This is a genomic window from Roseobacter sp. MED193 (genome assembly GCF_000152965.1).
In the GTDB taxonomy this organism is placed as follows: Bacteria; Pseudomonadota; Alphaproteobacteria; order Rhodobacterales; family Rhodobacteraceae; genus Pseudophaeobacter.
This window is the reverse complement of sequence record NZ_CH902583.1, coordinates 3,015,547-3,037,943: the sequence shown is the minus strand read 5'-3', so window position 1 is coordinate 3,037,943 and position 22,397 is coordinate 3,015,547. Positions and strand designations below refer to the sequence as shown.

At 57.4% G+C, this 22,397-nt stretch carries 20 protein-coding genes; 6 read left to right on the top strand and 14 right to left on the bottom strand.

Features of this window, described 5'->3' with window-relative positions; all coding sequences use genetic code 11:
- Positions 1–45: 45 nt before the first annotated feature.
- The 4 genes from MED193_RS17000 to MED193_RS16985 are packed head-to-tail and all read left to right on the top strand — an operon-like array spanning position 46 to position 3,906.
- Positions 46–1,134, top strand: a complete 1,089-nt coding sequence (locus MED193_RS17000) for a hemin-degrading factor (RefSeq protein ID WP_039966324.1) — start codon at positions 46–48, stop codon at positions 1,132–1,134.
- Positions 1,131–2,012: a hemin ABC transporter substrate-binding protein gene (locus MED193_RS16995; protein ID WP_009810988.1), complete on the top strand. Its 882-nt coding sequence runs from the start codon at positions 1,131–1,133 to the stop codon at positions 2,010–2,012. The genes MED193_RS17000 and MED193_RS16995 overlap by 4 nt, the downstream gene beginning before the upstream one ends.
- 5 nt (positions 2,013–2,017) lie before the next feature.
- On the top strand, positions 2,018–3,103 hold the full coding sequence (locus MED193_RS16990) for an iron ABC transporter permease (protein ID WP_254655504.1): 1,086 nt from the start codon (positions 2,018–2,020) through the stop codon (positions 3,101–3,103).
- The gene (locus tag MED193_RS16985; protein ID WP_009810986.1) at positions 3,100–3,906 is read left to right on the top strand and encodes a heme ABC transporter ATP-binding protein; all 807 of its coding nucleotides are present in this window, start codon (positions 3,100–3,102) and stop codon (positions 3,904–3,906) included. Before MED193_RS16990 ends, MED193_RS16985 begins: the two co-directional genes overlap by 4 nt.
- Before the next feature lie 62 nt (positions 3,907–3,968).
- On the opposite strand, the gene MED193_RS16980 is transcribed toward MED193_RS16985, so the two are convergent.
- Genes MED193_RS16980 through MED193_RS16960 form a run of 5 tightly spaced genes read right to left on the bottom strand, consistent with a single transcriptional unit; the run spans position 3,969 to position 7,820 of the window.
- Entirely contained in the window at positions 3,969–5,579 is a 1,611-nt protein-coding gene (locus MED193_RS16980; protein WP_368072272.1) for a polyamine aminopropyltransferase, read from the bottom strand.
- Positions 5,569–5,793: a DUF350 domain-containing protein gene (locus tag MED193_RS16975; protein ID WP_009810984.1), complete on the bottom strand. Its 225-nt coding sequence runs from the start codon at positions 5,791–5,793 to the stop codon at positions 5,569–5,571. The genes MED193_RS16980 and MED193_RS16975 overlap by 11 nt, the downstream gene beginning before the upstream one ends.
- Positions 5,794–5,804: 11 nt before the next feature.
- Positions 5,805–5,963 carry a hypothetical protein gene (locus MED193_RS23115; RefSeq protein ID WP_009810983.1) on the bottom strand — a complete coding sequence of 53 codons (159 nt, stop codon included), beginning with the start codon at positions 5,961–5,963 and terminating at the stop codon, positions 5,805–5,807.
- Position 5,964: 1 nt separating this feature from the next.
- Entirely contained in the window at positions 5,965–7,275 is a 1,311-nt protein-coding gene (locus tag MED193_RS16965) for a DUF4178 domain-containing protein (protein WP_009810982.1), read from the bottom strand.
- A complete protein-coding gene (locus MED193_RS16960) occupies positions 7,272–7,820 on the bottom strand; it encodes a DUF4178 domain-containing protein (protein WP_254655465.1) in 549 nt (182 codons plus the stop codon). Before MED193_RS16960 ends, MED193_RS16965 begins: the two co-directional genes overlap by 4 nt.
- A gap of 327 nt (positions 7,821–8,147) precedes the next feature.
- Between MED193_RS16960 and MED193_RS16955 the strand changes: the two genes are divergently transcribed.
- Both MED193_RS16955 and MED193_RS16950 read left to right on the top strand, forming a co-directional pair.
- Positions 8,148–8,549 carry a lysozyme inhibitor LprI family protein gene (locus tag MED193_RS16955; RefSeq protein WP_009810980.1) on the top strand — a complete coding sequence of 134 codons (402 nt, stop codon included), beginning with the start codon at positions 8,148–8,150 and terminating at the stop codon, positions 8,547–8,549.
- Between the two features lie 171 nt (positions 8,550–8,720).
- Positions 8,721–8,948 carry a hypothetical protein gene (locus MED193_RS16950; RefSeq protein ID WP_009810979.1) on the top strand — a complete coding sequence of 76 codons (228 nt, stop codon included), beginning with the start codon at positions 8,721–8,723 and terminating at the stop codon, positions 8,946–8,948.
- A gap of 168 nt (positions 8,949–9,116) precedes the next feature.
- Here the strand turns inward: MED193_RS16950 and MED193_RS16945 are convergent, their stop codons facing one another.
- From MED193_RS16945 to MED193_RS22355, 9 genes are all read right to left on the bottom strand, one after another.
- Entirely contained in the window at positions 9,117–10,937 is a 1,821-nt protein-coding gene (locus MED193_RS16945) for a methyl-accepting chemotaxis protein (RefSeq protein WP_254655464.1), read from the bottom strand.
- A 285-nt stretch (positions 10,938–11,222) separates the two neighbouring features.
- Complete coding sequence (locus tag MED193_RS16940) at positions 11,223–11,942, bottom strand: FadR/GntR family transcriptional regulator (protein ID WP_009810977.1); 720 nt, start codon at positions 11,940–11,942, stop codon at positions 11,223–11,225.
- 6 nt (positions 11,943–11,948) lie between these two features.
- Positions 11,949–12,773 carry a sulfite exporter TauE/SafE family protein gene (locus MED193_RS16935; RefSeq protein WP_009810976.1) on the bottom strand — a complete coding sequence of 275 codons (825 nt, stop codon included), beginning with the start codon at positions 12,771–12,773 and terminating at the stop codon, positions 11,949–11,951.
- A 56-nt stretch (positions 12,774–12,829) separates the two neighbouring features.
- Positions 12,830–14,620 (bottom strand): gamma-glutamyltransferase family protein, encoded by a 1,791-nt coding sequence (locus tag MED193_RS16930; RefSeq protein ID WP_009810975.1) that lies wholly within the window; start codon positions 14,618–14,620, stop codon positions 12,830–12,832.
- 172 nt (positions 14,621–14,792) lie between these two features.
- The gene (gene edd / locus MED193_RS16925; RefSeq protein WP_009810974.1) at positions 14,793–16,613 is read right to left on the bottom strand and encodes a phosphogluconate dehydratase; all 1,821 of its coding nucleotides are present in this window, start codon (positions 16,611–16,613) and stop codon (positions 14,793–14,795) included.
- 68 nt (positions 16,614–16,681) lie between these two features.
- Positions 16,682–18,142 (bottom strand): glucose-6-phosphate dehydrogenase, encoded by a 1,461-nt coding sequence (gene zwf / locus MED193_RS16920; protein ID WP_009810973.1) that lies wholly within the window; start codon positions 18,140–18,142, stop codon positions 16,682–16,684.
- 43 nt (positions 18,143–18,185) lie between these two features.
- Positions 18,186–19,811 (bottom strand): glucose-6-phosphate isomerase, encoded by a 1,626-nt coding sequence (gene pgi, locus MED193_RS16915; protein WP_009810972.1) that lies wholly within the window; start codon positions 19,809–19,811, stop codon positions 18,186–18,188.
- Between the two features lie 339 nt (positions 19,812–20,150).
- Entirely contained in the window at positions 20,151–21,803 is a 1,653-nt protein-coding gene (locus MED193_RS16910; protein WP_009810971.1) for a sulfatase-like hydrolase/transferase, read from the bottom strand.
- Positions 21,800–22,309: a MarR family winged helix-turn-helix transcriptional regulator gene (locus MED193_RS22355; RefSeq protein ID WP_050757600.1), complete on the bottom strand. Its 510-nt coding sequence runs from the start codon at positions 22,307–22,309 to the stop codon at positions 21,800–21,802. Before MED193_RS22355 ends, MED193_RS16910 begins: the two co-directional genes overlap by 4 nt.
- Positions 22,310–22,397 lie beyond the last annotated feature (88 nt).

The following is a 22,397-nucleotide window of genomic DNA, read 5'->3' as shown; positions in this document are numbered from 1 at the left end:
GCCAGCCCTTTCCCGCAAAAACTTGCTACTATGAAAGGGCCCACAATGAGCCTTGCACAACCAATGGACCCAGAGGCCATCCGCGAGATGCGCCAAGCGAACCAGAAGATGCGCGATCGCGATTTTGCCGCTCAGTTCAACATCAGCGAAGCCCAACTTGTGGCCGCCTATCTGGGCGAAGGCGTGACCCAGATCAGCGCAGATCTCGACATGGTCTTCCCCAGACTTGCCGCCTTGGGCGAGGTCATGGCCCTGACCCGCAACGCGTCCTGCGTGATCGAAAAAGTCGGGATCTACAGCGACTACCGGCCCGGAAAACATGCCTCCATGGTGCTCACCCGCGAGATAGATCTGCGGCTGTTTCCCCGCCATTTTGTAACGGCCTTTGCGGTAGAACGCAGCTCAGATGCCGGTATCCGCCGCTCGCTCCAGTTCTTTGATGCCGCCGGGGATGCGGTACATAAAATCCACCTGCGTGCGGCTTCCAACCTTGACGCATGGGCGGCGCTCATCAGCGATCTGGCCCTTGGCGAGCAGGAGCCACTGCTGGAGGTAACACCACGCCAGCCCCCAGAAGCCGCCAAAGCCGATCCGCAAAAGGCAGAACAACTGCGCCTTGAATGGGCAAAGATGACGGACACTCATCAATTCCGCCAATTGACCTCAAAACTGAAGATGAACCGCCTGGGGGCGTATCGCATCGCTGGTGCCCCCCTGGTGCGCCAACTCGATACTGGGGCGGTTGACACTCTGCTGCATGCCATACGGGATCAAGGCACCGAAGTGATGATTTTTGTCGGCAATCCAGGCTGCATCCAGATCCACGCAGGCCCGGTGCAAAACCTTCGCAGTATGGGGCCTTGGCAGAACATTCTGGACCCCGGCTTTGATCTGCATCTGCGTCTGGATCATCTGGCCGAGGTCTGGGCCGTGAACAAACCTACGCAGAGCGGCGATGCCATATCGGTTGAGGCTTTTGATAGCGCAGGCCAGGTGATTTTTCAGGTCTTTGGACGTCGCGATGAAAACCGCGATCACCGCCCAGAATGGGCAGAGATCGTTGCTTCTCTACCATCTCTTACCACCTCTACGTCAGATCAGCGCCCTTTGCGTGCAACGGAGGCTGCCCAATGACTCTGGTTTCGTCCTTTTCTTCTGGCCTAAAAGCCGCAGGAGCCCTGGCTCTATGTGCCCTCCTCCCCGTGCAGGCTGTACAGGCCGAAGAGCCAAGCCGGATCGTCTCAATCGGTGGTGCGGTAACAGAAATCGTCTATGCCCTAGGCCAAGAAGATCGCCTGGTTGCCCGCGACACCACCTCCAACTTCCCTGCCAATGCCGCAGAACTGCCCAATGTGGGCTATGCGCGGAATCTGTCACCTGAGGGCGTGCTCTCGGTAGACCCCGACCTGATCCTTGCCATCGAAGGCGCTGGCCCACCCGAGACACTGGAGGTCTTGAAACAGGCACATGTTGACTATGTAGAGGTGCCCGAAGTTTTTTCTGCTGAAGGGGTAATCAGCAAGATCGAAATCGTCGGCAAGGCTCTGGGTCAGGAAGACGCCGCTGCCCGGTTGATCGAAACGGTTAGCGCTGATCTGGATGCGGCCCAGGCGCTGGCCAACAAAGTTGCTAACGATAGCCCCAAAAGGGTTCTGTTTATCCTGTCGACAGCGGGGGGGCGCATTACCGCTGCCGGTCACGATACAGGCGCCGATGGTATCATCACCATGGCAGGGGCGGTGAATGCCATCGACGAATTCTCCAACTACAAACAAATGAGTGACGAAGCCATCGCCGCTGCGGCCCCCGATGTGATCCTGGCCATGGATCGGCGCGGCGATCACGGGTTAACCTTGGAAACCCTGCAAACTCTGCCAGCCTTGAAATTGACCCCTGCTGCACAAAATGGTCAGTTGATCCGCATGGATGGCGCCTTGCTTTTGCAATTTGGCCCGCGTGCGGCCAGCGCGGTCAAAGACCTGTCACAGGCCCTCTATGGAGCCAACGAGTGAGCTCCCTGTCGACAAATATCACCGGCGCGGATCCCACAGCGGAACCTGCTCCGGTGGAAGATCGCAGAATTCGGGCTCGGCGTCTCACCCTTGTGCTGATCGTTCTTTTGCTTGTTGTTTCAGGTCTGTCGCTAACCACCGGAGCCTCTGGTGCCTCGTTGTGGAACGCGCTGTCGGATCTGGTGGCCGGGCGTGAGCTGTCCACGATGGACCGGGTGGTGCTCTTGGATATCCGCCTGCCTCGGCTGTGCATGGGTATTTTGGTAGGGGCCTCGCTTGCCGTTTCCGGTGCCGTGATGCAGGGGTTGTTTCGCAACCCGCTGGCAGACCCCGGCATTGTTGGCGTCAGTGCCGGCGCTGGCCTTGCCGCCATCACCGCCATTGTTATTGGCGGCATGCTGCCACTTGCGGTGCAACAATTCCTGGGCTCCTGGATCGTCCCAGTTGCAGCCTTTTTTGGCGGCTGGGGCTCAACCCTGTTGCTCTATCGCGTCTCGACGCGTGGTGGCCATACCTCGGTTGCCACCATGCTTCTGGCCGGCATTGCCCTGGGCGCTCTGGCGGGGGCCGCCTCGGGCGTATTGGTCTATTACAGCGATGACAACCAACTACGCGCCCTCACCTTTTGGGGCATGGGATCGCTGGCTGGGGCCACCTGGACCAAAGTGCTGGCAGCCCTGCCCATCATCGCCCTGGCCCTGGCCGCCGCTCCGTTTCTGGCACGGGGCCTGAACGGCATGGCCCTTGGCGAGGCTGCAGCGGGGCATATTGGCATCGCCGTTCAGCGGGTAAAAAACACTTCGATCCTGGCCGTTGCTGGCGCAACCGGGGCTGCTGTTGCCGTCTCCGGCGGCATTGGCTTCATAGGCATCGTCGTGCCGCATCTGTTGCGCCTGGCCACCGGACCAGACCACCACAGTCTGTTGCCCAATGCCGCCCTGCTTGGGGCTGCGTTGTTATTGGCGGCAGATATGATTGCACGGGTTATTGTTGCGCCGGCAGAGCTGCCCATCGGCATCATCACGGCCATTCTGGGCGCACCGGTGTTTTTGTGGATCCTTTTGAAACGCCGGGGGGATCTGGGACTATGATCACCACATTGGAAGCCCGCAACATCCGCGTCAAATTGGGACGCAAAGAGGTGCTACACGGGGTCGACCTCACCGCCAACTCAGGCAAGGTCACTGCAATTGTCGGCCCAAATGGATCGGGAAAGACAACCCTGCTGCGCGCCATGACCGGCGAAGTACCCCACCAGGGTGAGGTGAGCATCAATGGCGCTGACGTCGCCCAGTTACAGCCCTGGCAACTGGCCGCAGTCCGAGCGGTTCAACCACAAAGCAGTTCAATTGCTTTTCCCTTCACTGTACTGGAAATCGTGCGCCTTGGGCTGAGCGCTGGTCTCTCAGCTGCGGACAGCTCTGTGCCGTTAAAAGCGCTCGCGACCGTTGGGCTGGCGGGCTTTGCCGGGCGGATGTATCTGGATCTGTCTGGGGGGGAGCAACAACGCGTGCAATTGGCGCGCGTGATTACCCAGGTCTGGGAGCCGATTGTAGAGGAAACACCGCGCTGGCTGATCCTGGACGAGCCCGTGGCCAGCCTCGACATCGGACACCAGTTTACGGTGATGGACCTGACCCGCAGCTATGCCGCGCGGGGCGGAGGCGTTGTGGCTGTGATGCACGACCTCAATCTCACGGCTATGTTTGCTGATCAGGTGGTGCTGATGGAAGCGGGTAAAGTGGCAAAAACCGGCGCACCCGCGGAGGTGTTGACGGATGAAGCCCTGGCCCGCACCTACGGCTGCGCCGTCCCGGTCAATACCACGCCGCCACTTGGTATCCCCTTCTTGTTGCCACAGGCGCGCAGAGATATGACCCCTCATTCGGGCTAAGGTTTTCCTGAATGTCGAGCCTGGGAATTAATGCCAGGCTCGATCAGATTTCGCGCCTAGGGTTACTCAAACCAACGCGCCCAGCCATCCAGATAGTAGCCAACCAGAGCGTGGGATTGCAGCGTGTTAACCTCAACCTCTGTGGGGCCTGTTTGCCGGTCAAAGACCTGTGCCGCCTGCCAGACCTCTGGCGTGAGGTACTTCAGATTTGCTGCAAGGTTCACGGGCAGCTCAAGCCCTGCCGACACAAACTGTCGCGGGCTTGCCAACACAAAACCCCAATCGCCAAAACTGGGCAGATAGGCGTGATAGGGCCGCGTGGCCAACCCCACCCCAGGGGCTGTTGGATTGCGGCTGGATTGCAGGGTCGCATCAATCGACCAAAAGGCTTCGCGCGCAAAAAGGGGCGATCCTGCCTGGGTTACAATAACTCCCTGGGCGCTCAGCCTCTCTACCAAGGAACCGTAAAACTGGCGGCTATAGAGCTTAGACAGAGCCAGGTTCTTGGGGTCCGGAAGGTCGATGATAATGACATCATAGACCGCCGTGCTCTCTTCGACAAAACGCCAGGCGTCAGCATTTGTGATCTGGACACGCGGGTCCGTCAGGGATCCATCATTCAACCGCGACAGATCCGGATGATCACGAAACAGCTCAGTGACACGGGGGTCCAGATCCACCAGTGTGACATGCTTAACCTCTGCCCAGCGCAGGACCTCACGGACCGCCATGCCATCACCGCCCCCAAGCACCAGAACAGACTTGCGCCGCGGCGCCTGCGCCATGGCCGGATGCACCAGACTTTCGTGATAGCGATGCTCATCCAGGCTATCGAACTGGATCGAATAGTCCAGGAACAGCCGGGTGCGGTCGCGGTAGCGGGTAACCGTGATCTGCTGATAGGGCGTTGCTTCACTGAGGATGATATCATCCTCAAACAGATTGGCCTCTGTGACAGAGACCAGCCGCTCGGCCTGCCAGAGACCGATAAGGGTCACCAAAAAGGCAAGCCCCCAAACGCTCACCTGTGTCGCGCTTGTATCGCGGCGAAAAATCCACAGGGACAGTCCTGCGACACCAAGGTTAAGCGCGCCAAAGGCCAGGCTTCCGGCCATCAACCCGAGATGGGGAATGATCAACAAGGGAAAAGCCAAAGACGCTACAAGCGCGCCAATGTAGTCGACGCTCAGCACGTTCTCAAACCGAAACTCAGGTGCACCGATTTCATTAAGCACCCGCGCAATCAGGGGGATCTCCATCCCCGACAACAGCCCGACCGTGACCAGCAACCCGAATAACGGAAGGCTGACGCTCTCCATCCAGGCAAAAGAGAGAAACACAGCCGGTGCCATAAACCCGCCCGCGATGCCCAACAGGATCTGCGCCCAGACAAAGCCAGCCATCGCGCGATCCACATAGCGCGACAGCCAGGCCCCCAGCCCCATGGAGGAGAGAAAGACCCCGATCACATAGGAGAACTGGCGTACGGAATCGCCCAACAGGTAGCTCGACAATGTGGCCGCAATCAGCTCATAGATGAGGCCAGCCACAGCCACCAGAAAGGTCGCAACCAAGAGCCAGGTTTCGCGCAGGCGCAGGGCGGCGGTTGCCACAACCGGGTCAGCTGAGGCGCCTGCTTCCTGCGCCGCGCGCCCTGGAGGCTCAGGAGACAATGACAGCCGCAATGATGATTGAAATCGACACGAACAACAGGCCGATAAGGACCGCCAAAGCCATATTCTGATCCTGCTCGATCTCTTTCATGATAGGAAAGGGAGTGAGCCAGTCGATCACTTTCCAGACCACCCCCATGAGCGCAACGCCCACGAAAGTATAGATTACGGTGCTGATCATTTCAGCCAACTGAACTGCGGCAAGATACTCCATGAGAATCCTCTCTATTTGATACTTCCATTCAATCCACGCCCAGCGCTGACGGCGCGAATAGAGCGATCCAAATCACGGCTTTCGCCGCCATGGCCTAGATAGGCAACATAGGTGGTTCCGGCGATTGCCGTGGCCGAGAGCAGGACAAAGATCAGGCGAAACAAAATCATCTCAATCGTCGTCCTCATCAACCCAATCGCTGTCGCGCCAACGGGCTTTGTTGTGCAGATAGCGGCGCAGCAAGGGGAACCCGCCAATACAACCAAATCCAAGGCCCAGCAAGACCAGCCAGAAACCGCTGGAAACACCATTGCGAACTTGCAGCGACACCTGCGTCATCTGATGTTGCGGAGAAGACGAGCGATTCACATTAGGCGCCCAAAACCCGCTCTCTTCCAAATCCAGCGTCACCGAATATGTACCTGTCACTGGCGGAAAAAAAGCCAGACTCGCCCTGTTGCTGCCCTCGCTCCAGCTGCCATCCTTATCCCGGCCAGTGTAGTATTCCACGGTGCGGCCCGATTCAAACAGCACCTCCCCCTCAGGGTCTTCCAGTTCAACCGCCAGATAGTTCCAACTGTTGCGCCCATTGCCCTGCAGATCTATGCGCGTCAGACGGCCTGCTTCAGGCACGTCAAACGATATACTCACTGGTAATTGGGCGACATTAAACTGGTGATGACGGTCAACCAATGTCCCGTTTTGCAGGCCCATCACGGCCCCCAGCACAAAACACAGCACCATAGCACAGAGCCCAGCTGTCATCAGGAAGTTAGCGTGAGCCCCTGCCTTCATTGTCTTCAGTGCATGAACGCCGCGCGGTTTGAACGTCGAAGGCAGGTCAAACCCAGTTATCTCTGTCGGTTCCAAGTAGACCGTACGATAGATCTCACGTTCCCGGTTGGTGGTGGAAAAGCCCAACATCGCCCAGTCGGACATCGCAGTGATCGTGGTGGTCTTAGCCCCCTTGCGCGGCGCCCAGGTAAATTCACCCTCGGCATAGGTCACTGAACTGGTTGAGGTATCGTAGTATTTGAAAATCTCTCGACCTGCACGCACCTGAGGGCGGGTATCTGCCCGGTTGACCATGGTTTTTGTCAGCCAGCCCACCGGCTTACGGTAACGTCGTGAAAAGGTCAGATGCCCCTCTTCCAACGTCACCCAGGCGTAGCCATGCGTCGGTGAGAACACCTGATGGTCAACCCATTTCCAGCTGCGCCCCCTCCAGACCTCTTCATGTTCCAATAGGCCAATGACAGTGTACGCCACCCCAAAGATCTGCCCCGATGCACCAATCTGGATAGGTGTCTCCGGGCGATCCAGGATATTGAACTTCACCAGAGCCTTATAGCTATCCAGAGCGTCCAACGCAGTGCCGCAATAGCTACAGATATGGGTGGTCACCCGACCGCCGCCCAGGATATCCAACCCCGCACCACAGGCGGTGCAGTTGATCGCTTTCAATTCGGGGCTCAGGCTCATGCGGTTTTCACTTCGACCTCAAAAGGGTCAATCCAACGGCCAATGAACCATTCAGTGTCCTTGCCGACGATCTCCGCCGAGAGTACAGTCCCATTCTCTCCTTGCAGGTTGAGAAAACGATAGGTCTCGCCAACTGTCAGCGGGTGGCCAAAACTGCCTTTCAGGCCAACACAGGTTCCGGTGCCGTCCTCATCAACCCGAAAACTCTCTGCCTTGTAGCGTAGATTGCGCCCCAGACGCAGCGACCCGCGGTATTTCGGCCAGTCTTTTTGGGACAATTCACGCTGCAGAATCAAATCCCCCTCGTCCACAGAGATCCAGACCGGGCTGCCTGCCTTGTCACTCGCCCAGAACTCATCCCAGGTGCCCCGCCCGTAGGAAAATCGGGCATGGCCCAGGATTTGATAGCGTCCCTTGTCGATTTTCAGCTCATCACCCAACTGGCAAATCATCGGCACATCGTGCAGCACCCCCTGCTCCCCCGCGAGACGCAGCCCGGTATCCTCAAGAAGGATAGTCGTCGTGCAGGCATCACAGGTCGTCATCTTGGCGCTCTTGATCGCCGGGGGAATCTGATGACCACAATTGGGACAGTTAAATTCGTACATACTGCAACTGTTAACACCCAGGGAAAGATCGCAAGCGGGAAAATCCAGCAAATTCCGTCATGCTTGTAATTTACAACAACCGTTAGACCAAAGCGCGTACCCTTGCGCTGCCAGCTCTCCTCAAAAAGAGCGACATCTGGCTCGCGTGCAGCACGACAGGGCTGCCGTGCTTGACCCTCCTTTTGTGCCATGGCCTGATACTGACCAATGCTCCACCACCCGTGCACGGACCCGGTACGGCCCATTTCAAGGAAAGGATGCCCCATGCCCAGGCTATCACGCCTCGCCACTCTCGCAAGCCTGGGGGCATTATTGCTGCCAGGCCCAGCTTTGGCCGACTGCAACAATCCGCAAACCACGCGTGAGATGCGCCACTGCGCGGCCCTGGAGTATGAGCGCGCCGACACGGAACTGAACAAGACCTATCAGGCCGCACAGCGCAGCATGCGCAGTTTAGACCGCGATCTGCCAAACGACCTAAAGGGTGCCAGTGCCTCCCTCCTGCGCGCCCAGCGCGCTTGGATCCCCTTTCGCGACTCGGCCTGCGAAACCGAAGGGTTTCAATTTCGTGGTGGTACCCTTGAGCCCCTGATGGTTCTCACCTGCAAGACCCACCTGACACGCCAGCGCAGCGCTCAACTGGAAGAGCTGATTGAGCCCCAATAAGACCAATAATGCGGCAATAGTAACCAAATGCCACGTCACACGCCCAATAATTGACCGGATATGACTGCTCAGGCGCATGCATAGCGGCTATGCACGCGCAATAGCTGGTGGCGCATCATCTCCCTGCCTAAGTAACCCCCAAGGGAGAGGTTTTATCAGGAGTGACCTATCATGGCACATACCGCATATTTTGCTAACCAAAGCGCCCTCGGAATTGTAACCCTTCTTGCAAAGCCCTTCACTGCACTCGGTAAAGGTTTGGTCGCACTTGGCGAGGCCAACTCACGTTACCAAAAACTCAATGCTCTTATGGAGCTGAGCGACGCAGAACTGGCAAAGCGCAACCTGAAGCGTGATGAGTTGGTGCATCACGTGTTTTCCGACAGCTACTATATCTAGGCTAGGTTCTACAGCGTCCTGCGGATGCGCCCTGATCGTCTTGCAAGCCCTGAATCTGAGTTATCACTGCAGATCGTGGCGAACAACAGACGGGCGCATCCGGACTTTTCAACTCGTCTTCTAGCAGCCAGATCATCCTTAGGACCTGGCAAATAGCGGGGTCTTAGGCTAGGCAGAGCGGGAAAATGGCTCCTCCTCTTCCCAACTCATTGCATCGCCCTCAAAATCCTCTACCTCTGCTACAACACCTGCCTCTGGCCCATCAGCTTCCCCATTGCCCACTTCTTGGGTCTGGCCCGAGCCATCACCTAGAACAAACTGGCTAACGAGTGCATTCAGCCCGGTGGTTTCACCGTTCAAAGACTGAATTGCTGAGCTTGATTCATCCACCATGGTTGCGTTTTGCTGGGTCACCTGATCCAATTGAGACATCCCAATATTGACCTCGTTGATGCCCGTGGCCTGATTGGCGGAGACCGCTGAAATTCCTGACACCAGCTCTGAGATATTGGCCACCTGCCGGACAACGGCCTCAAGCGCTTTGCCGGCACCATCGACCTGCTGGACGCCATCCTGCACATGGCTAGAACTGGTTCCGATCAGGATCTTGATTTCCTTTGCCGCTTCAGAGGACCGTTGAGCCAAGCCGCGCACCTCTGAGGCTACAACGGCAAAGCCACGGCCCACTTCGCCTGCCCGTGCCGCTTCGACCCCAGCGTTCAAAGCCAGAAGATTGGTCTGAAATGCGATATCATCAATGACACCGATGATCTGCGAAATGCGGCTGGAGGAGGCCTCAATCTCATTCATCGCTGCAATCGCACCCTCAACAACACGCCCACTGTGTTCCACATCGCTACGCGCTGTTACCACGGCATCTTCGACTTCTTTGGTATTCTTCGCCGCTGTATTGACGCTTATTGCCATCTGTTCCAGCGCGGCTGCCGTTTGTTCAAGCGTTGCAGCCTGGCTGGCGGTGCGTGTCGACAGATCCTCGGAGGCCAGCTGGATTTCGCTGGACCGTCCCTGAATACCCTTGCTTGCCAGCACTACCTTGGAAATCAGGTTGTTCAAGTTGTCCACCGTTTCATTAAAGTCGACGCGCAAAGGATCGTATTCATCGTCAAAGACTTCAGAAATGCGATCACTAAAGTTCCCCTGCGACAGGCTTTGCAACCCGCAGCCTAGACGCGCAATAACGCGTTCCCCTTCGGCCCGTCTGGAATCCTGTTCGGCGAGGGTTTTCACGACACGTTCGGTAATTAAATCAATGTCATGGGCAATTTCACCAAAATCATCTGGGCGCATGCGATCTGAGATCCTTATTTCAAAATCCCCTTCCGCAACATCCCTTAGGGCAATACGCAGCCGTTCAATTGGCCTGGTAATGGTCAATGTAGTTTTGCGCGCATTATATAAGACCACACATATTGTGAGAGCGGAAATCGCCAGCAATCCGTATAGCAAATTCATGTCATGCGCACGCGCTGCCACCGCAGTGTCATGCGCGAGTTGTTCGATGCCAATACCAAGGGGGTAGAGCGCCTGCTCCAGTGGGAGGAACTCCTCCAAGAAGGAGGGGAGTTTTTCCAGAGCCGCCCCATTGTCACGAAAGCCCAGGGCCTGTAACGCCTGACTGGATGCGACAAAGGCCTCCGCCAAAGGCAGGGCTGTATCAACCAATGACGATATCTCAGAAGTGGTTTCTATCGCAGCAAGAGACTGAAAGGACGTCAGAAAGACATCTGAACTCGCTGCAAGTTGCGCTGCAAGTTCAGTTTGTTCTGCCCCCGACAACGCCTCTCCTTGAAGCAGGCCATAGACAACAAGCCCCTCAATCGCTTCGTGTTTGAGATCTGCGGTGAGTTCCTGCCTCAGGGCTTCTGCCATAGAGATTTGCCGCTCCAGTTCCAGTTCGCTTTGCCAAAGACTATAAACCGACAGAGCCGATAGAAACACGATGGAAGAGACTGCAGTTATGCCAGACAAAAGCAGTCTCAGATTTATTGAAATATTCCTAAACACCTAAATACTCCACTGGTTGCACAATCAAAACCTAGAAGTTGTTCCTTAAAATTTCAAAAACCAATTCGCATGAAAATATAAAAATGCCCATCACCCCAAAATTGCACAATATTTTCCCATTTAATTTATTGCTCCGAATTAAATATGGTAGCCAATCAGCCAGTTTTGCACTTCTTCGGTACATCTCAATTACAGGAGAATAGGGGGAGCATCGAAGAATAGCGCCATGCGCCGGAGTTCTGTAAAGCTCTATTGGCCTTGGTTTTGGAGCAGCGTGTCAGCGACACAGCGTAGATGGTCCTCCATTGCCTGCGAAGCCGCAGGGCTATCGCCTCTCAGAATGGCCTCTGCTAAAGCCTGGTGTTGCTGCCCCAAGACCGCAGTCACCTCAGGTGAGTAGGTCGCCGCCCGCGTACGAGCCCAACTGGCCTGAGCGCGCACCGATCGGATAGCCTCATAAACAGTCAGAAACAGCGGGTTCTGTGCCATCTCTGCAATTTTGTAATGAAAGACATCGTCAGCAGCATCATAGGACTGCTGGTCAACTGCTTCCAGCGTAGCCTGGGTTGCCTGGGCAAGGACCTTTCGCGCGGGGGCATCGGCCCGCAGGGCCGCAAGGCCGGCAAGGGCCGGTTCGATCTGCAAACGCACCTCCATGACCTGTTGGGCGCTGACCCGCCGCGCCAGGCTTTTGAGCCGGGTTGCATCTGTTGCCGGGGGAGGCTGTACAAAGGTGCCTTGACCACGGCGCCGAAACAACACCCCTTCACGCTCAAGCTGATCCAAGGCCTGACGCAACCGGGCGCGACTGACCCCCAAATGTTGCGCCATCTCTCGCTCCGGCAGCAATCGATCGCCGCGCAGCACCGCACCCTTCGCAATGAGGTCTCGCAGCCGCGCGGTGAGCTGATCCTGCGGCTGAATAGCGGAACGTTCTTCCCCGCTGGCAGAGAGGTTAGGATCGGCCATCTGCACTCACAGCCCCAAAAGATCTTTGAACATGTGCAGGGAGGTGAACATCAAGAAGAGACCAAAGGCCAGCCGCAGCGCTCGCCGTGGGATGCTATGCGCCAGTTTCACTCCAACCCGCGCAAAACTAGTACTCAAGGGAATGATCACCGCCGCCAGGAAAAGGTTCACATACCCAAAGGAAAACGGCGGCAAACCATCGGCACCAAAGCCGGTGCCCATGTAAATCAGTGCCCCAGGCAGGCCAATCACAAAGCCAATCGCGGCGGAGGTGCCGACAGCCTTGCGAATATCATACCCCAAGAAGTTCAAAAGCGGCACGCATACAGTCCCGCCCCCGATGCCCATCATTGCCGAAATCGCCCCTGCCACTACGCCCAGGGCTGCCCAGACAGGTTTGGCAAAGCTGCGCGGTGCGGAATCGCCTCCGCCCTTGCGCAGGATCATATCCAGGGCGACGATAGCCGCGACGGTTGCAAAAACCGCAATGAGCACCTTGCCAGAAACAAGCCCGCCCAGAACGCTGCCAATCACAACGCCAATCAGGATCGAAGGGGACCAGAGCTTGAGCAGCCCCATGTCAATGGCACCCTTTCGGTAATGCCCATAGCTTGAGGACAACGAAGTAAACACAATTGTGGCCAGTGACGTGCCAACGGCCACCTGCATCGTGAGCGCACTGTCCATCCCGGTGAGGGTCAGCGCCAGATAGAGCGCAGGCACGATGACAATGCCACCGCCAACACCCAACAAACCGGCCAATATCCCCCCAACAATGCCCGAGCCGGCGGCGACGGCCGCCAGTGTCAAAAGGGTCTCGGTTTCATACATGCTTCTGTTCCCCGTACTTTCTCATCTTCCGCTTGCACGCATTGCGTGACATACCCCTAGCGGCCAACCGCATAGGCCTGCATCAATCGTGGCGTCGCCGCGGCCTGCAGACTGCCATCTGCATGACGCAGTGCTGCAGTCAAACGCCCGACGCTCCAATCCTCGGCAACCGTTACGATATGTCCCCGCTGGCGCAAATCGGCGATCACGGCCTCACCGTAAACGGCCTCAATCATCATTTCGCCCGGTAGGGCTGCGCGCGGATAGAAACTGCCCTGGAAATGCATTGAATGGAACAAAGGCGCGTCCATACCTGCCTGCAGGTCGAACCCGTGATGCACAAATCGCAGGAACCAGATCAACTGCCATTGATCCTGTTGATCACCGCCGGGAGTGCCAAAAACCAGGCGTGTACCATCCTTCTCCGCCAGGCTTGGCGTCAGGGTTGTGCGCGGGCGCCGTCCCGGCGCCAAGGAGGTCGGCAGTCCTTCCTGCAACCAAAACATCTGGGCGCGGCTGTTCAATGGAAAGCCCAGTCCAGGCACCACGGGACTGGATTGCAGCCAGCCGCCTGATGGTGTCGCAGAGACCATGTTGCCCCAGCGATCGATAACATCCAACTGCACGGTATCGCCACGCTTTTCCGTCAGATGCGCCATTGTCGGCTCTTGTGGCGCGGCCTCTTTGACCCCAAAATCCTGCGCCGACCGGGCAATATAGGCATCGGCCAGATGCTCAAACCCTGGCACATGGCCAGGGCGCTGCTGCAGCGAGGCCTGATCGGTGATCAGCGCCGCGCGCGCGCCATTATAGCCCTCCGACAAGAGCACATCCATCGGTACTGCACTGTGATCGGGATCCCCGTAATAGGCCTCACGGTCGGCATAGGAGAGCTTCATCGCCTCTATCACCGTATGGGTAAACTCTGCGCCCAGTGGATCCATCGCAGCGAGGTCAAAATGCTTCAGGATTGCAAGGCTTTGCAACAGAACCGGCCCCTGCGACCAGGCCTGGGTCTTATGCACAGTCCAGCCGTGATACTCATATCTCAGCGTCTCTTCATAGCCCGCACGCCACTGAGCCAGATCCGCAGATGTCAGCACCGCGCTGTTCTTTTGCTTAGACACGTCGTGCACCCGCGCCGTTTTCAGGTACTCCGTGATCGTCTCAGCAACAAAACCTTCAGCCCAGGCCCTACGGGCTGCCTCAATCTGTCCCTCGCGGTCCTCTGCGCTTTCCTCCCCCAGATCCACCAGCCGCTGGTAAGTCTGAGCAAGATCGGGGTTCTTGAAAAGGCTATTCGGTACAGGCGCTTCCCCACCGGGGCACCAGGTCGCCGCCGATGAGGGCCATTCATTGGCAAAGTAATCGGCAAGCCCCGCGATTGTATGGGCAACCCGTGGCAACACAGGATGCCCGTCGCGCGCGTAAGAAATGGCCGGCTCCATCACCTGCGCCAGCGAGAGGCTCCCATGATCACGCAGCAGGAGCATCCAGCCATCAAAGGCGCCGGGAATAACCGTCGCCAACAATCCAGACCCTGGGATGAGTTCCAACCCCTGCGCCCGGTAGTGTTCGATGGTCGCCGCCGCCGGGGCTGGTCCCTGAGCCGCCAGAACCTCGGTCTTATTCGCGTTGGCGACATGAAAAATGGCCGGCAAGTCACCGGCAGGGCCATTCAGATGGGGCTCGACCACCTGCAGAACCAGCCCCGCAGCCACTGCCGCGTCAAAGGCATTGCCGCCGTGCTCCAGAATGCCAAAGCCCACGGAAGATGCGATCCAATGGGTCGAAGTTGCCACCCCAAACGTTCCGCGAATTTCTGGCCTTGTGGTAAATCCCTGCATCTTTGCCTCCTACGGCACATTGAACCAATTCAGCATTGGTTCAATGCGCCATATGTCCAGCCGAAGTCAAGCCTGACACAGAGGGCAAACCTCTTGCCCCTGCGTCAAAACTGCAAAGCGGGTTTGGGCAAAAGATACGCGGCAGAAAGGGCCCCACCGTCGCCTTGGGAGGCTAGTCCGTGGTTGGCAGATCAAACACGGTGGCACCGGCATCCGCTGAGGTCACCGTATGGCGGAACATACCAAACATCTCGCGCCCGGTGCCATGCTGATAGGCGCTGAGGTCAGCGCTGGCGCAGGGGCGCTCCAGCACCCCTTCTGTCAGGATCTCCAGCGCCCCGCTTGTGGCGTCCAACCGGATCACATCACCATCGCGCACCTTGGCAATGGGCCCGCCATCCAACGCCTCGGGGACTACGTGTATAGCTGCGGGAACCTTGCCCGACGCCCCGGACATGCGCCCATCGGTGACGAGCGCCACCTGGTGGCCCTGCCCCTGCAGAATTGCCAGCATTGGGGTCAAACTGTGAAGCTCCGGCATGCCGTTGGCCTTGGGGCCCTGGAACCGCACAACAACAATCGTATCGCCGGTGAATTCCCCGGCCTTAAAGGCCGCCTTGGCGTCCTCCTGATCATGGAACACCCGCGCAGGCGCATCAATCATGTGATGCTTCTCATCCACGGCAGAGACCTTAATCACAGCTGTCCCCAAGGAGCCTGTCAGGCGCTTGAGCCCCCCGGTTGCCTGAAAAGGTGTTGCAGCTGGGCGTACAATCGACTCGTTTAGGCTCTCCTTTGGGCCGGGGCGGAACGTCAACCCCTCCTCCGACAAAAACGGTTCTTTGACGTAGTTTTCCAGCCCGACACCGGCCACTGTTTTGGTGTCTCTATGCAGAAAGCCCGCCTCAAGCAGCTCCCCAATCATAAAGCCCAATCCTCCGGCCGCGTGGAAATGGTTCACATCTGCCAATCCATTTGGATAGACCCGCGCCAAGAGCGGCACCACTTCCGACAGATCTGCAAAATCCTGCCAATCCAGAACGATCCCCCCGGCCCGCGCCATGGCGATGAGATGGATCAAGAGATTGGTGGACCCCCCTGTAGCCATCAGCCCGACCATCCCATTGGCATAGGCTTTCTCATCAAGAACTTGGCAAACAGGCGTATACTCATTGCCTAGCGCAGAAAGCGCCAATGCCTGCTTTGCCCCCTCAACCGTCAACGCCTCGCGCAGCGCGGTGCCGGGGTTGACAAAACTGGAGCCTGGCAAGTGAAGTCCCATGAATTCCATCAACATCTGATTGGTATTGGCAGTGCCGTAAAAGGTGCAGGTGCCTGGACCATGATAGGCCGCCATCTCTGCTTTCAGTAGCTCATCGCGTCCAATCTCACCGGCTGCAAATTTCTGGCGGATCTGCGCTTTCTCGTCATTGGCCAGCCCGCTGATCATGGGGCCTGCGGGCAAAAAAACCGCCGGAATATGTCCAAAGGCCTGGGCTCCGATCACCAGCCCCGGTACGATCTTGTCACAGACCCCCAGATAGACCGCTGCATCAAAGACATTGTGGCTGAGGGCGATGCCCGTGGCCATGGCGATGGTATCGCGGGAAAACAGGCTCAGCTCCATGCCAGCCTCGCCCTGGGTGACGCCATCACACATGGCAGGCACGCCGCCCGCCACCTGGGCCGTACCGCCAACCGCACGCAGGGCGTCACGGATCAAGGCTGGATAGGTCTCAAAAGGCTGATGCGCCGACAGCATATCATTGTAGGCGGAAACAATACCCAGATGGCCAGCCTTGGCCTCGGCGAGCGTCGTTTGATCAGCGCCAGAAGCGGCATAGGCATGGGCCTGGCCAGAGCAGCTGAGATGGGCGCGGGCCGGTCCCTTTCCCGCAGCAGCGGCCATCCGATCCAGATACGCACCGCGGCTTTTGGCGCTGCGCGCAATGATCCGGTCGGTTACCTCGGCGAGAGTTTTATTTAGTCGCATGTTGGAGGCCTTTCGGGTGTCTGACAGGAGCAAGCAATGAACAGAAAAAGAGATGGCAGCGGATCACATCAGCCACCAATCGTGCGCCAACGGCGATTATCTCGGTGCATCAGCAAAAGAGAGTCCTCTGGCCCGGAACTCCCACGATCATAGGGTTGGGGAACCGCGCCGGATTGGCTCCACCCCTCAATGATCGGGTCGGCCCAGGCCCAGGCCGCTTCGACCTCGTCGCCACGCATAAAGAGGGTCTGATTGCCGCGAATGACATCCATGATCAGCCGCTCGTAAGCGTCCTGAGGCCGCCCCGCTTCTGGCAGTGAGTCAGCGAAGGTCATGTCCAGGTTCGCAGCGGTGAGACGCATCCCTCCTGGACCGGGGTCCTTGATCGTAGTGCGCAGAATAATACCTTCATCCGGTTGCAGGCGGATCACCAGTACATTGCCATGCACCCCATCTGCACCTTCAAATATATTGTGCGGCGGATCGCGGAAATACACCGCAATCTCGCTTTCTCGGGCACGCAAACACTTACCGGTACGCAGATAAAACGGCGTCCCGGCCCAGCGCCAGTTGGCCACCTGAACCTTCATGGCAATAAAGCTCTCGGTACGGCTATTGGGATCCCCCGCGTGATCCAAATAGCTGTCGGGCGTAGAGCTGGCAGGATTGGCGCGATACTGCCCACGTGCCAGATCACCCGACAACACTGGTTCCAGCGCTTCGATCACCTTGACCTTCTCATCACGCACCGCATTGGGGGTGAACCGCGACGGCGGCTCCATCGCTGTCAGGCAGAGCAACTGCATAAGATGGTTCTGTACCATATCCCGCATAGCGCCGGAGCGGTCATAGTATTCGCCACGGCCAGACACGCCGATGCTTTCGGCGACCGTGATTTGGACGTGGTCGATATGGGTGGAATTCCACAACGGCTCAAACAGGGAATTGGCGAAACGCAGCGCCATGAGGTTCTGCACGGTTTCTTTGCCAAGGTAGTGATCAATGCGGTAGATCTGGCTTTCATCAAAGTGATTGCTCAGCGCCGCATTCAGAGCCTGCGCAGAGGCCAGATCATGGCCAAAGGGTTTCTCCAAGACTATCCGGCTCTCGGGGGTGGCGATACCGCAGGAGCTGAGGCGACTGGCAATTTCGGGAAATAGGCTGGGACCAACCGAGAGATAAAACACCCGGATCACCTCCGCGCGAAGATGGCTCCCTAGCTCCTGCCAGCCGGTATCCCCCTTGGCATCCACTGGCACATAGTCGAGCAGTTGCAAAAATGCGGCGATATCCTCCTCTCCAGTCTCCCCTTCCTGGCCAAACTCACGGATTGCCTCGCCGACAAATTCCTGAAATCCAGCCTGATCTAGCTTGCTGCGCGAGGTCCCGATTATGCGGCTTTGGGGGGAGAACTGGGCGATCTGAAACCGGTGGAACAAACTCGGCAGAATCTTGCGTCGCGCCAGATCACCAGTGGCGCCAAAGAGCACTAAATCAAAGGGGTCGACGGGAATTACGCGAGAAACCATTGTGATACCAGATCCATTTTTGATTGCCCCCTGCGGGCACTGCTCAGATTGCGGGTTTGGAGCCTGTCAATTTGGCGACGAGCCCAAGCGTGGACCCATCCTTGCTTGCGTCCTTGGCGCCCTGAAGAAGCGGCAGCATATCAACGGCAAGCTCTTTTCCCAACTCGACGCCCCATTGATCAAAAGAGTTGATGCCCCAAATCACGCCCTCGGTGAACACACGGTGCTCATAAAGCGCGATGATCTGCCCCAAGGCAAAAGGAGTAAGGCGTGGATAGGCCAACGTGACCGATGGGCGATTGCCCGGGAATGTCAGATGCGCTGCCATGCGGCCCAGATCCGCTTCGGCAATGCCCCGGCTCTGCGCCAGCGCCCGAGCCTGCTCTGTTGAGCGCCCCCGCATCAGGGCCTCGGACTGGGCCAAGCAGTTAGCCTTTAGAAGATCGTGTTGATGCGAAAGCTTGGGTTCGTGCCCCTCTGCGGCGATGAGAAACTCTGCTGGCACCACCTGGGTACCCTGATGCAGCAATTGGTAAAAGGCATGCTGGCCATTTGTACCAGGCTCGCCCCAAACAATCGGACCAGAGGCCCGGCTAACCGGAGCACCCTCTAGCGTGACCCTCTTGCCGTTGCTCTCCATATCTAGCTGCTGCAGATAGGCCGGCAGACGGGCCAGCCGCTGCTCATAGGGCAAAATTGCACGGGTGGCATAGCCGCAGATATTACTGTGCCAAATGCCAATAAGCCCCAACAACACTGGTAGATTGTGACGCAGATCCGCGCTTTGGAAATGCTGATCCATGACTGCCGCACCACTCAGCATGGCACGAAAATTCTCGCGGCCAACTGCGATCAGGATCGGAAGCCCAACCGGGCCCCAAAGTGAATAACGTCCCCCAACCCAATCGGCAAATCCAAAGACCCGCTCCGGTGGGATCCCCATTTCGGCCGTCCTATCCATAGCGGTTGATACAGCCGCCAAATGCTCGCTCGCCCGATCGCCGAGTGCAGCACGCAACCAAGCGATCGCCGTTTCGGCATTGGTCATTGTCTCGATAGTGGTGAAGGATTTCGACGCTATGATAATCAGCGTCGTTTGCGGATCCAGCCCGTCAAGACAATCAGTAATATCGGCGCCGTCCACATTAGAAACATAATGGCAGCGCGGCCCGTCGTGATAAGGCGCAAGGGCCAGGGTAGCCATCACAGGACCAAGGTCTGAGCCACCAATGCCGATATTCACAACATCCGTAAACCGCGCCCCCGTAGCGGTTTTGAGTTCACCGCTGCGCAACGCCCCAGCGAAGCTCTCCATCTGTTGCAGGGTGTGACGGATGCCAGGTATGACATCTTCTCCATCAACCATTACAACAGCGCCCCCCTGTGCTCGCAGCGCTGTGTGCAGAACAGCCCGCCCCTCTGTCACATTGATTGCATCCCCACGAAACATCTCTTGGATTCGCTCGGGCAACTGCGCCTGCTGCGCTAGCTCTATCAGTGTGTTTAGTCCGGTTTCATCCAGGGAAGTCTTTGAGAAATCCAACAGCAGACCGTCAGTTTCGCAAGAAAATGCATTGAACCGGTTTTGATCCATCTCGAACAGATTGGCGATTGTGGTCGCCGAGGTCCGCCTGTGGTGTTTGACCAATTCTGACCAGATCTTATTCATCTCTAAAATACCCTCACAACACCACTTAGCCGAATCACGCCTCCCGCCCTTATGCAATACTGTTAGCGATAACGGTACGACAAGAGAAGCCTCAACTGCAAACGCTTTATAAGCTTGCTGCGACTACGGCAGAGCATAAGGCAAAAATACTGACAAATGGTGCGCAACTTCATCATTGCGCAGATATCTTCAATCAAACCGACGATGGCACCTGCACCCGTCAAACACCATGATGTTTGACGGGGTAAGCTCAGGGGAAAACAGCCCCCGCTATGGGATCGCAAAACCCTCTTGATCGAGGAAACACCCCCTCAGGCTTGCAGATGGGACAAGACGAATTTAGCCCACTGGGCGTCCCGCCGGCACAAGGCTACTGAAGGGCTTTCCTGTGGCCGCTTCATATTCCTGTTCATCCCAGAACCCGATCAGAATTCCACCCTCAGCAGCAACCTTCTGGCGAGCAAGAACCGCTGGCGTGGCCGTGATGCGCGTGTGGTGACGCCGCGCCCAATCGAGCAGTGCAGCCTCCATACGCGCGCGCACCGCTACGTGTTCTGCCTGATCCGAGTCCCCCAAATCTGCCAGTTCCTGCGGATCGCTCTCCAGATCAAACAGGACTGGGCGAAATCCCTCGCAGCGGATGAATTTCCACCGCCCATCAAAGATCATGACCGTATGGGCCTGTTCCTGCGCCACTCCCAATTCTCGGGCCATTTCAGACCAGTGATAGTCATGTTCGCTGATTGCATAGCGTCGGGAGAACCCATCGCTTGCGGTCAGGATCGGGGTCAGATCGCGACCCTCGATGATATGGGGTTTGGCCTCGCAACCCAATGCATTCATGAATGTTGGCGCCAAATCAATCATCTCTACCAGCTCATCGCATGTCGTGCCACGCGCGGCGTCCGCATCAGGACGCGGGTCCGCGATAATCAGCGGCACCTTGGCGGCGACATCGTGATAGAAATCTTTGTCGCCCATCCAGTGATCGCCCATATAGTCGCCATGATCCGAGGTGAAGGCGATGATGGTATTCTCGCTCAATCCGGCCTCTTCCATCCAGGCAAACAGCCGTCCAAGGTTGTCATCAAGCTGCTTGATCAGCCCCATATAGGCCGGGATCACATGTTCACGGACATGATCGCGGGCAAAGCTGCGACAGACACGGGCATTGAGATAGGCCCCGAGCAGGGGGTGATCAGTGTCCCGTTCCGCCTCTGATCGGATTGGGTCAACCACATGCTCAGGCCCAAACATGTCATGGTAGGGAGCAGGTACGATATAGGGCCAGTGGGGCTTGATATACGAGAGGTGACACATCCAGGGGCGCCCATCCGATGCAGCCTCCGTCATAAAATCTATGGCACGGTCGGTCATATAGGCTGTTTCAGAATGCTCCTCGGGCACATCGGCAGGCAGACGGGAGTTTTTCAGTAACCAGGCAGACAGTCTTTCACCATCTTCATCCAGCCCCGAATTGGCAAAGTCGCCCCAAGGATTTTCAGATTCAAAGCCATTCTCGACCAGATAGTCATCATAGGCGGACCACTTCTGCCGTGCGCTATCCGGATGCAGCCCATCATCACGCTCATAGGGCTCAAAACCACATTCAGACCGGCTGACACCAATCGTGCTGTTGGGGTCAATACCAAGCCAGGCCATGCCCTCCATATCTGCGGTCATATGAGTCTTGCCAACCAATACAGCGCGTGCACCTGCTTCGCGCAGGTGATCACCGAGGGTTGGTTCGCCAACCCGCAGCGGCATCCCATTCCAGGTAGAGCCATGGCTACGCACGTAGCGGCCGGTATAGGCGGACATACGCGACGGACCACAAACCGGAGACTGAATATAGGCTTTGTTAAAGAGCACCCCGCGCTTCGCCAGAGCATCAATATGGGGCGTGTGCAAATGGGGGTGGCCATAGCAGCTCAGGTAGTCAAACCGCAATTGGTCAGCCATAATCCAAAGGACATTGGGGCGCTTGGTCATGCTTGAGAATCCTCGTTTAGCAATTCACTCAAAGGCTGGCGGAAAAATGCGTCGAGCCTGTCAAAATACCCGACAAGCTGCTTAAGCTCCTCAGGCGTGAATGCACGACGCAGGGCGTCGCGGCGTTGTTTCATAATCGGAGCGGCCTTTTCGTAGGCCTGGCGGCCTGCTTCGGTCAAGGTGATCGACATCTGGCGACCATCCACCTCATCGCGTTCCATATTCACCAGCCCCTTGCGCCACATTGCAGGCAAGGCCCGACTGAGCTGCGAATGATCCACACGCTGAATGGACGCCAGATCGCGGATCGAAAGCGGGCCAGCCTCGCTCAGATCCCAAAGCACCCGCCACTCCACAACCGAAAGCCCGCCTGCCCGTTGCAGGAATTTGGTCGCCTGGCTGCGAGATGCCGCATAGGCCGAAGGCATCCGGGAAAAGATATTGGTCTCCTCCCGCGCCCGCCTAACCCTGATCCGGTCAGCCTTTGTCTGAGCTGATTTTGACATGCCGTCCTCCGAGACTCGATAAAGCTCCAAAACTTGGTACATGACAAGTCACATATTTTCCCCACAACAGGAGATATATGACGCCTTT

Coding starts and splice junctions, on each gene's coding strand:
- MED193_RS23115 (WP_009810983.1), bottom strand. CDS start 5,963: ATGATTTTGTTTCGCCTGATCTTTGTCCTGCTCTCGGCCACGGCAATC.
- MED193_RS16950 (WP_009810979.1), top strand. CDS start 8,721: ATGGCACATACCGCATATTTTGCTAACCAAAGCGCCCTCGGAATTGTA.
- MED193_RS16995 (WP_009810988.1), top strand. CDS start 1,131: ATGACTCTGGTTTCGTCCTTTTCTTCTGGCCTAAAAGCCGCAGGAGCC.
- MED193_RS16910 (WP_009810971.1), bottom strand. CDS start 21,803: ATGACCAAGCGCCCCAATGTCCTTTGGATTATGGCTGACCAATTGCGG.
- pgi (WP_009810972.1), bottom strand. CDS start 19,811: ATGAATAAGATCTGGTCAGAATTGGTCAAACACCACAGGCGGACCTCG.
- MED193_RS16960 (WP_254655465.1), bottom strand. CDS start 7,820: ATGACGACCTGTGATGCCTGCACGACGACTATCCTTCTTGAGGATACC.
- MED193_RS16940 (WP_009810977.1), bottom strand. CDS start 11,942: ATGGCCGATCCTAACCTCTCTGCCAGCGGGGAAGAACGTTCCGCTATT.
- MED193_RS17000 (WP_039966324.1), top strand. CDS start 46: ATGAGCCTTGCACAACCAATGGACCCAGAGGCCATCCGCGAGATGCGC.
- MED193_RS16930 (WP_009810975.1), bottom strand. CDS start 14,620: ATGCAGGGATTTACCACAAGGCCAGAAATTCGCGGAACGTTTGGGGTG.
- MED193_RS22355 (WP_050757600.1), bottom strand. CDS start 22,309: ATGTCAAAATCAGCTCAGACAAAGGCTGACCGGATCAGGGTTAGGCGG.
- MED193_RS16975 (WP_009810984.1), bottom strand. CDS start 5,793: ATGGAGTATCTTGCCGCAGTTCAGTTGGCTGAAATGATCAGCACCGTA.
- MED193_RS16985 (WP_009810986.1), top strand. CDS start 3,100: ATGATCACCACATTGGAAGCCCGCAACATCCGCGTCAAATTGGGACGC.
- MED193_RS16965 (WP_009810982.1), bottom strand. CDS start 7,275: ATGAGCCTGAGCCCCGAATTGAAAGCGATCAACTGCACCGCCTGTGGT.
- edd (WP_009810974.1), bottom strand. CDS start 16,613: ATGCGACTAAATAAAACTCTCGCCGAGGTAACCGACCGGATCATTGCG.
- zwf (WP_009810973.1), bottom strand. CDS start 18,142: ATGGTTTCTCGCGTAATTCCCGTCGACCCCTTTGATTTAGTGCTCTTT.
- MED193_RS16935 (WP_009810976.1), bottom strand. CDS start 12,773: ATGTATGAAACCGAGACCCTTTTGACACTGGCGGCCGTCGCCGCCGGC.
- MED193_RS16955 (WP_009810980.1), top strand. CDS start 8,148: ATGCCCAGGCTATCACGCCTCGCCACTCTCGCAAGCCTGGGGGCATTA.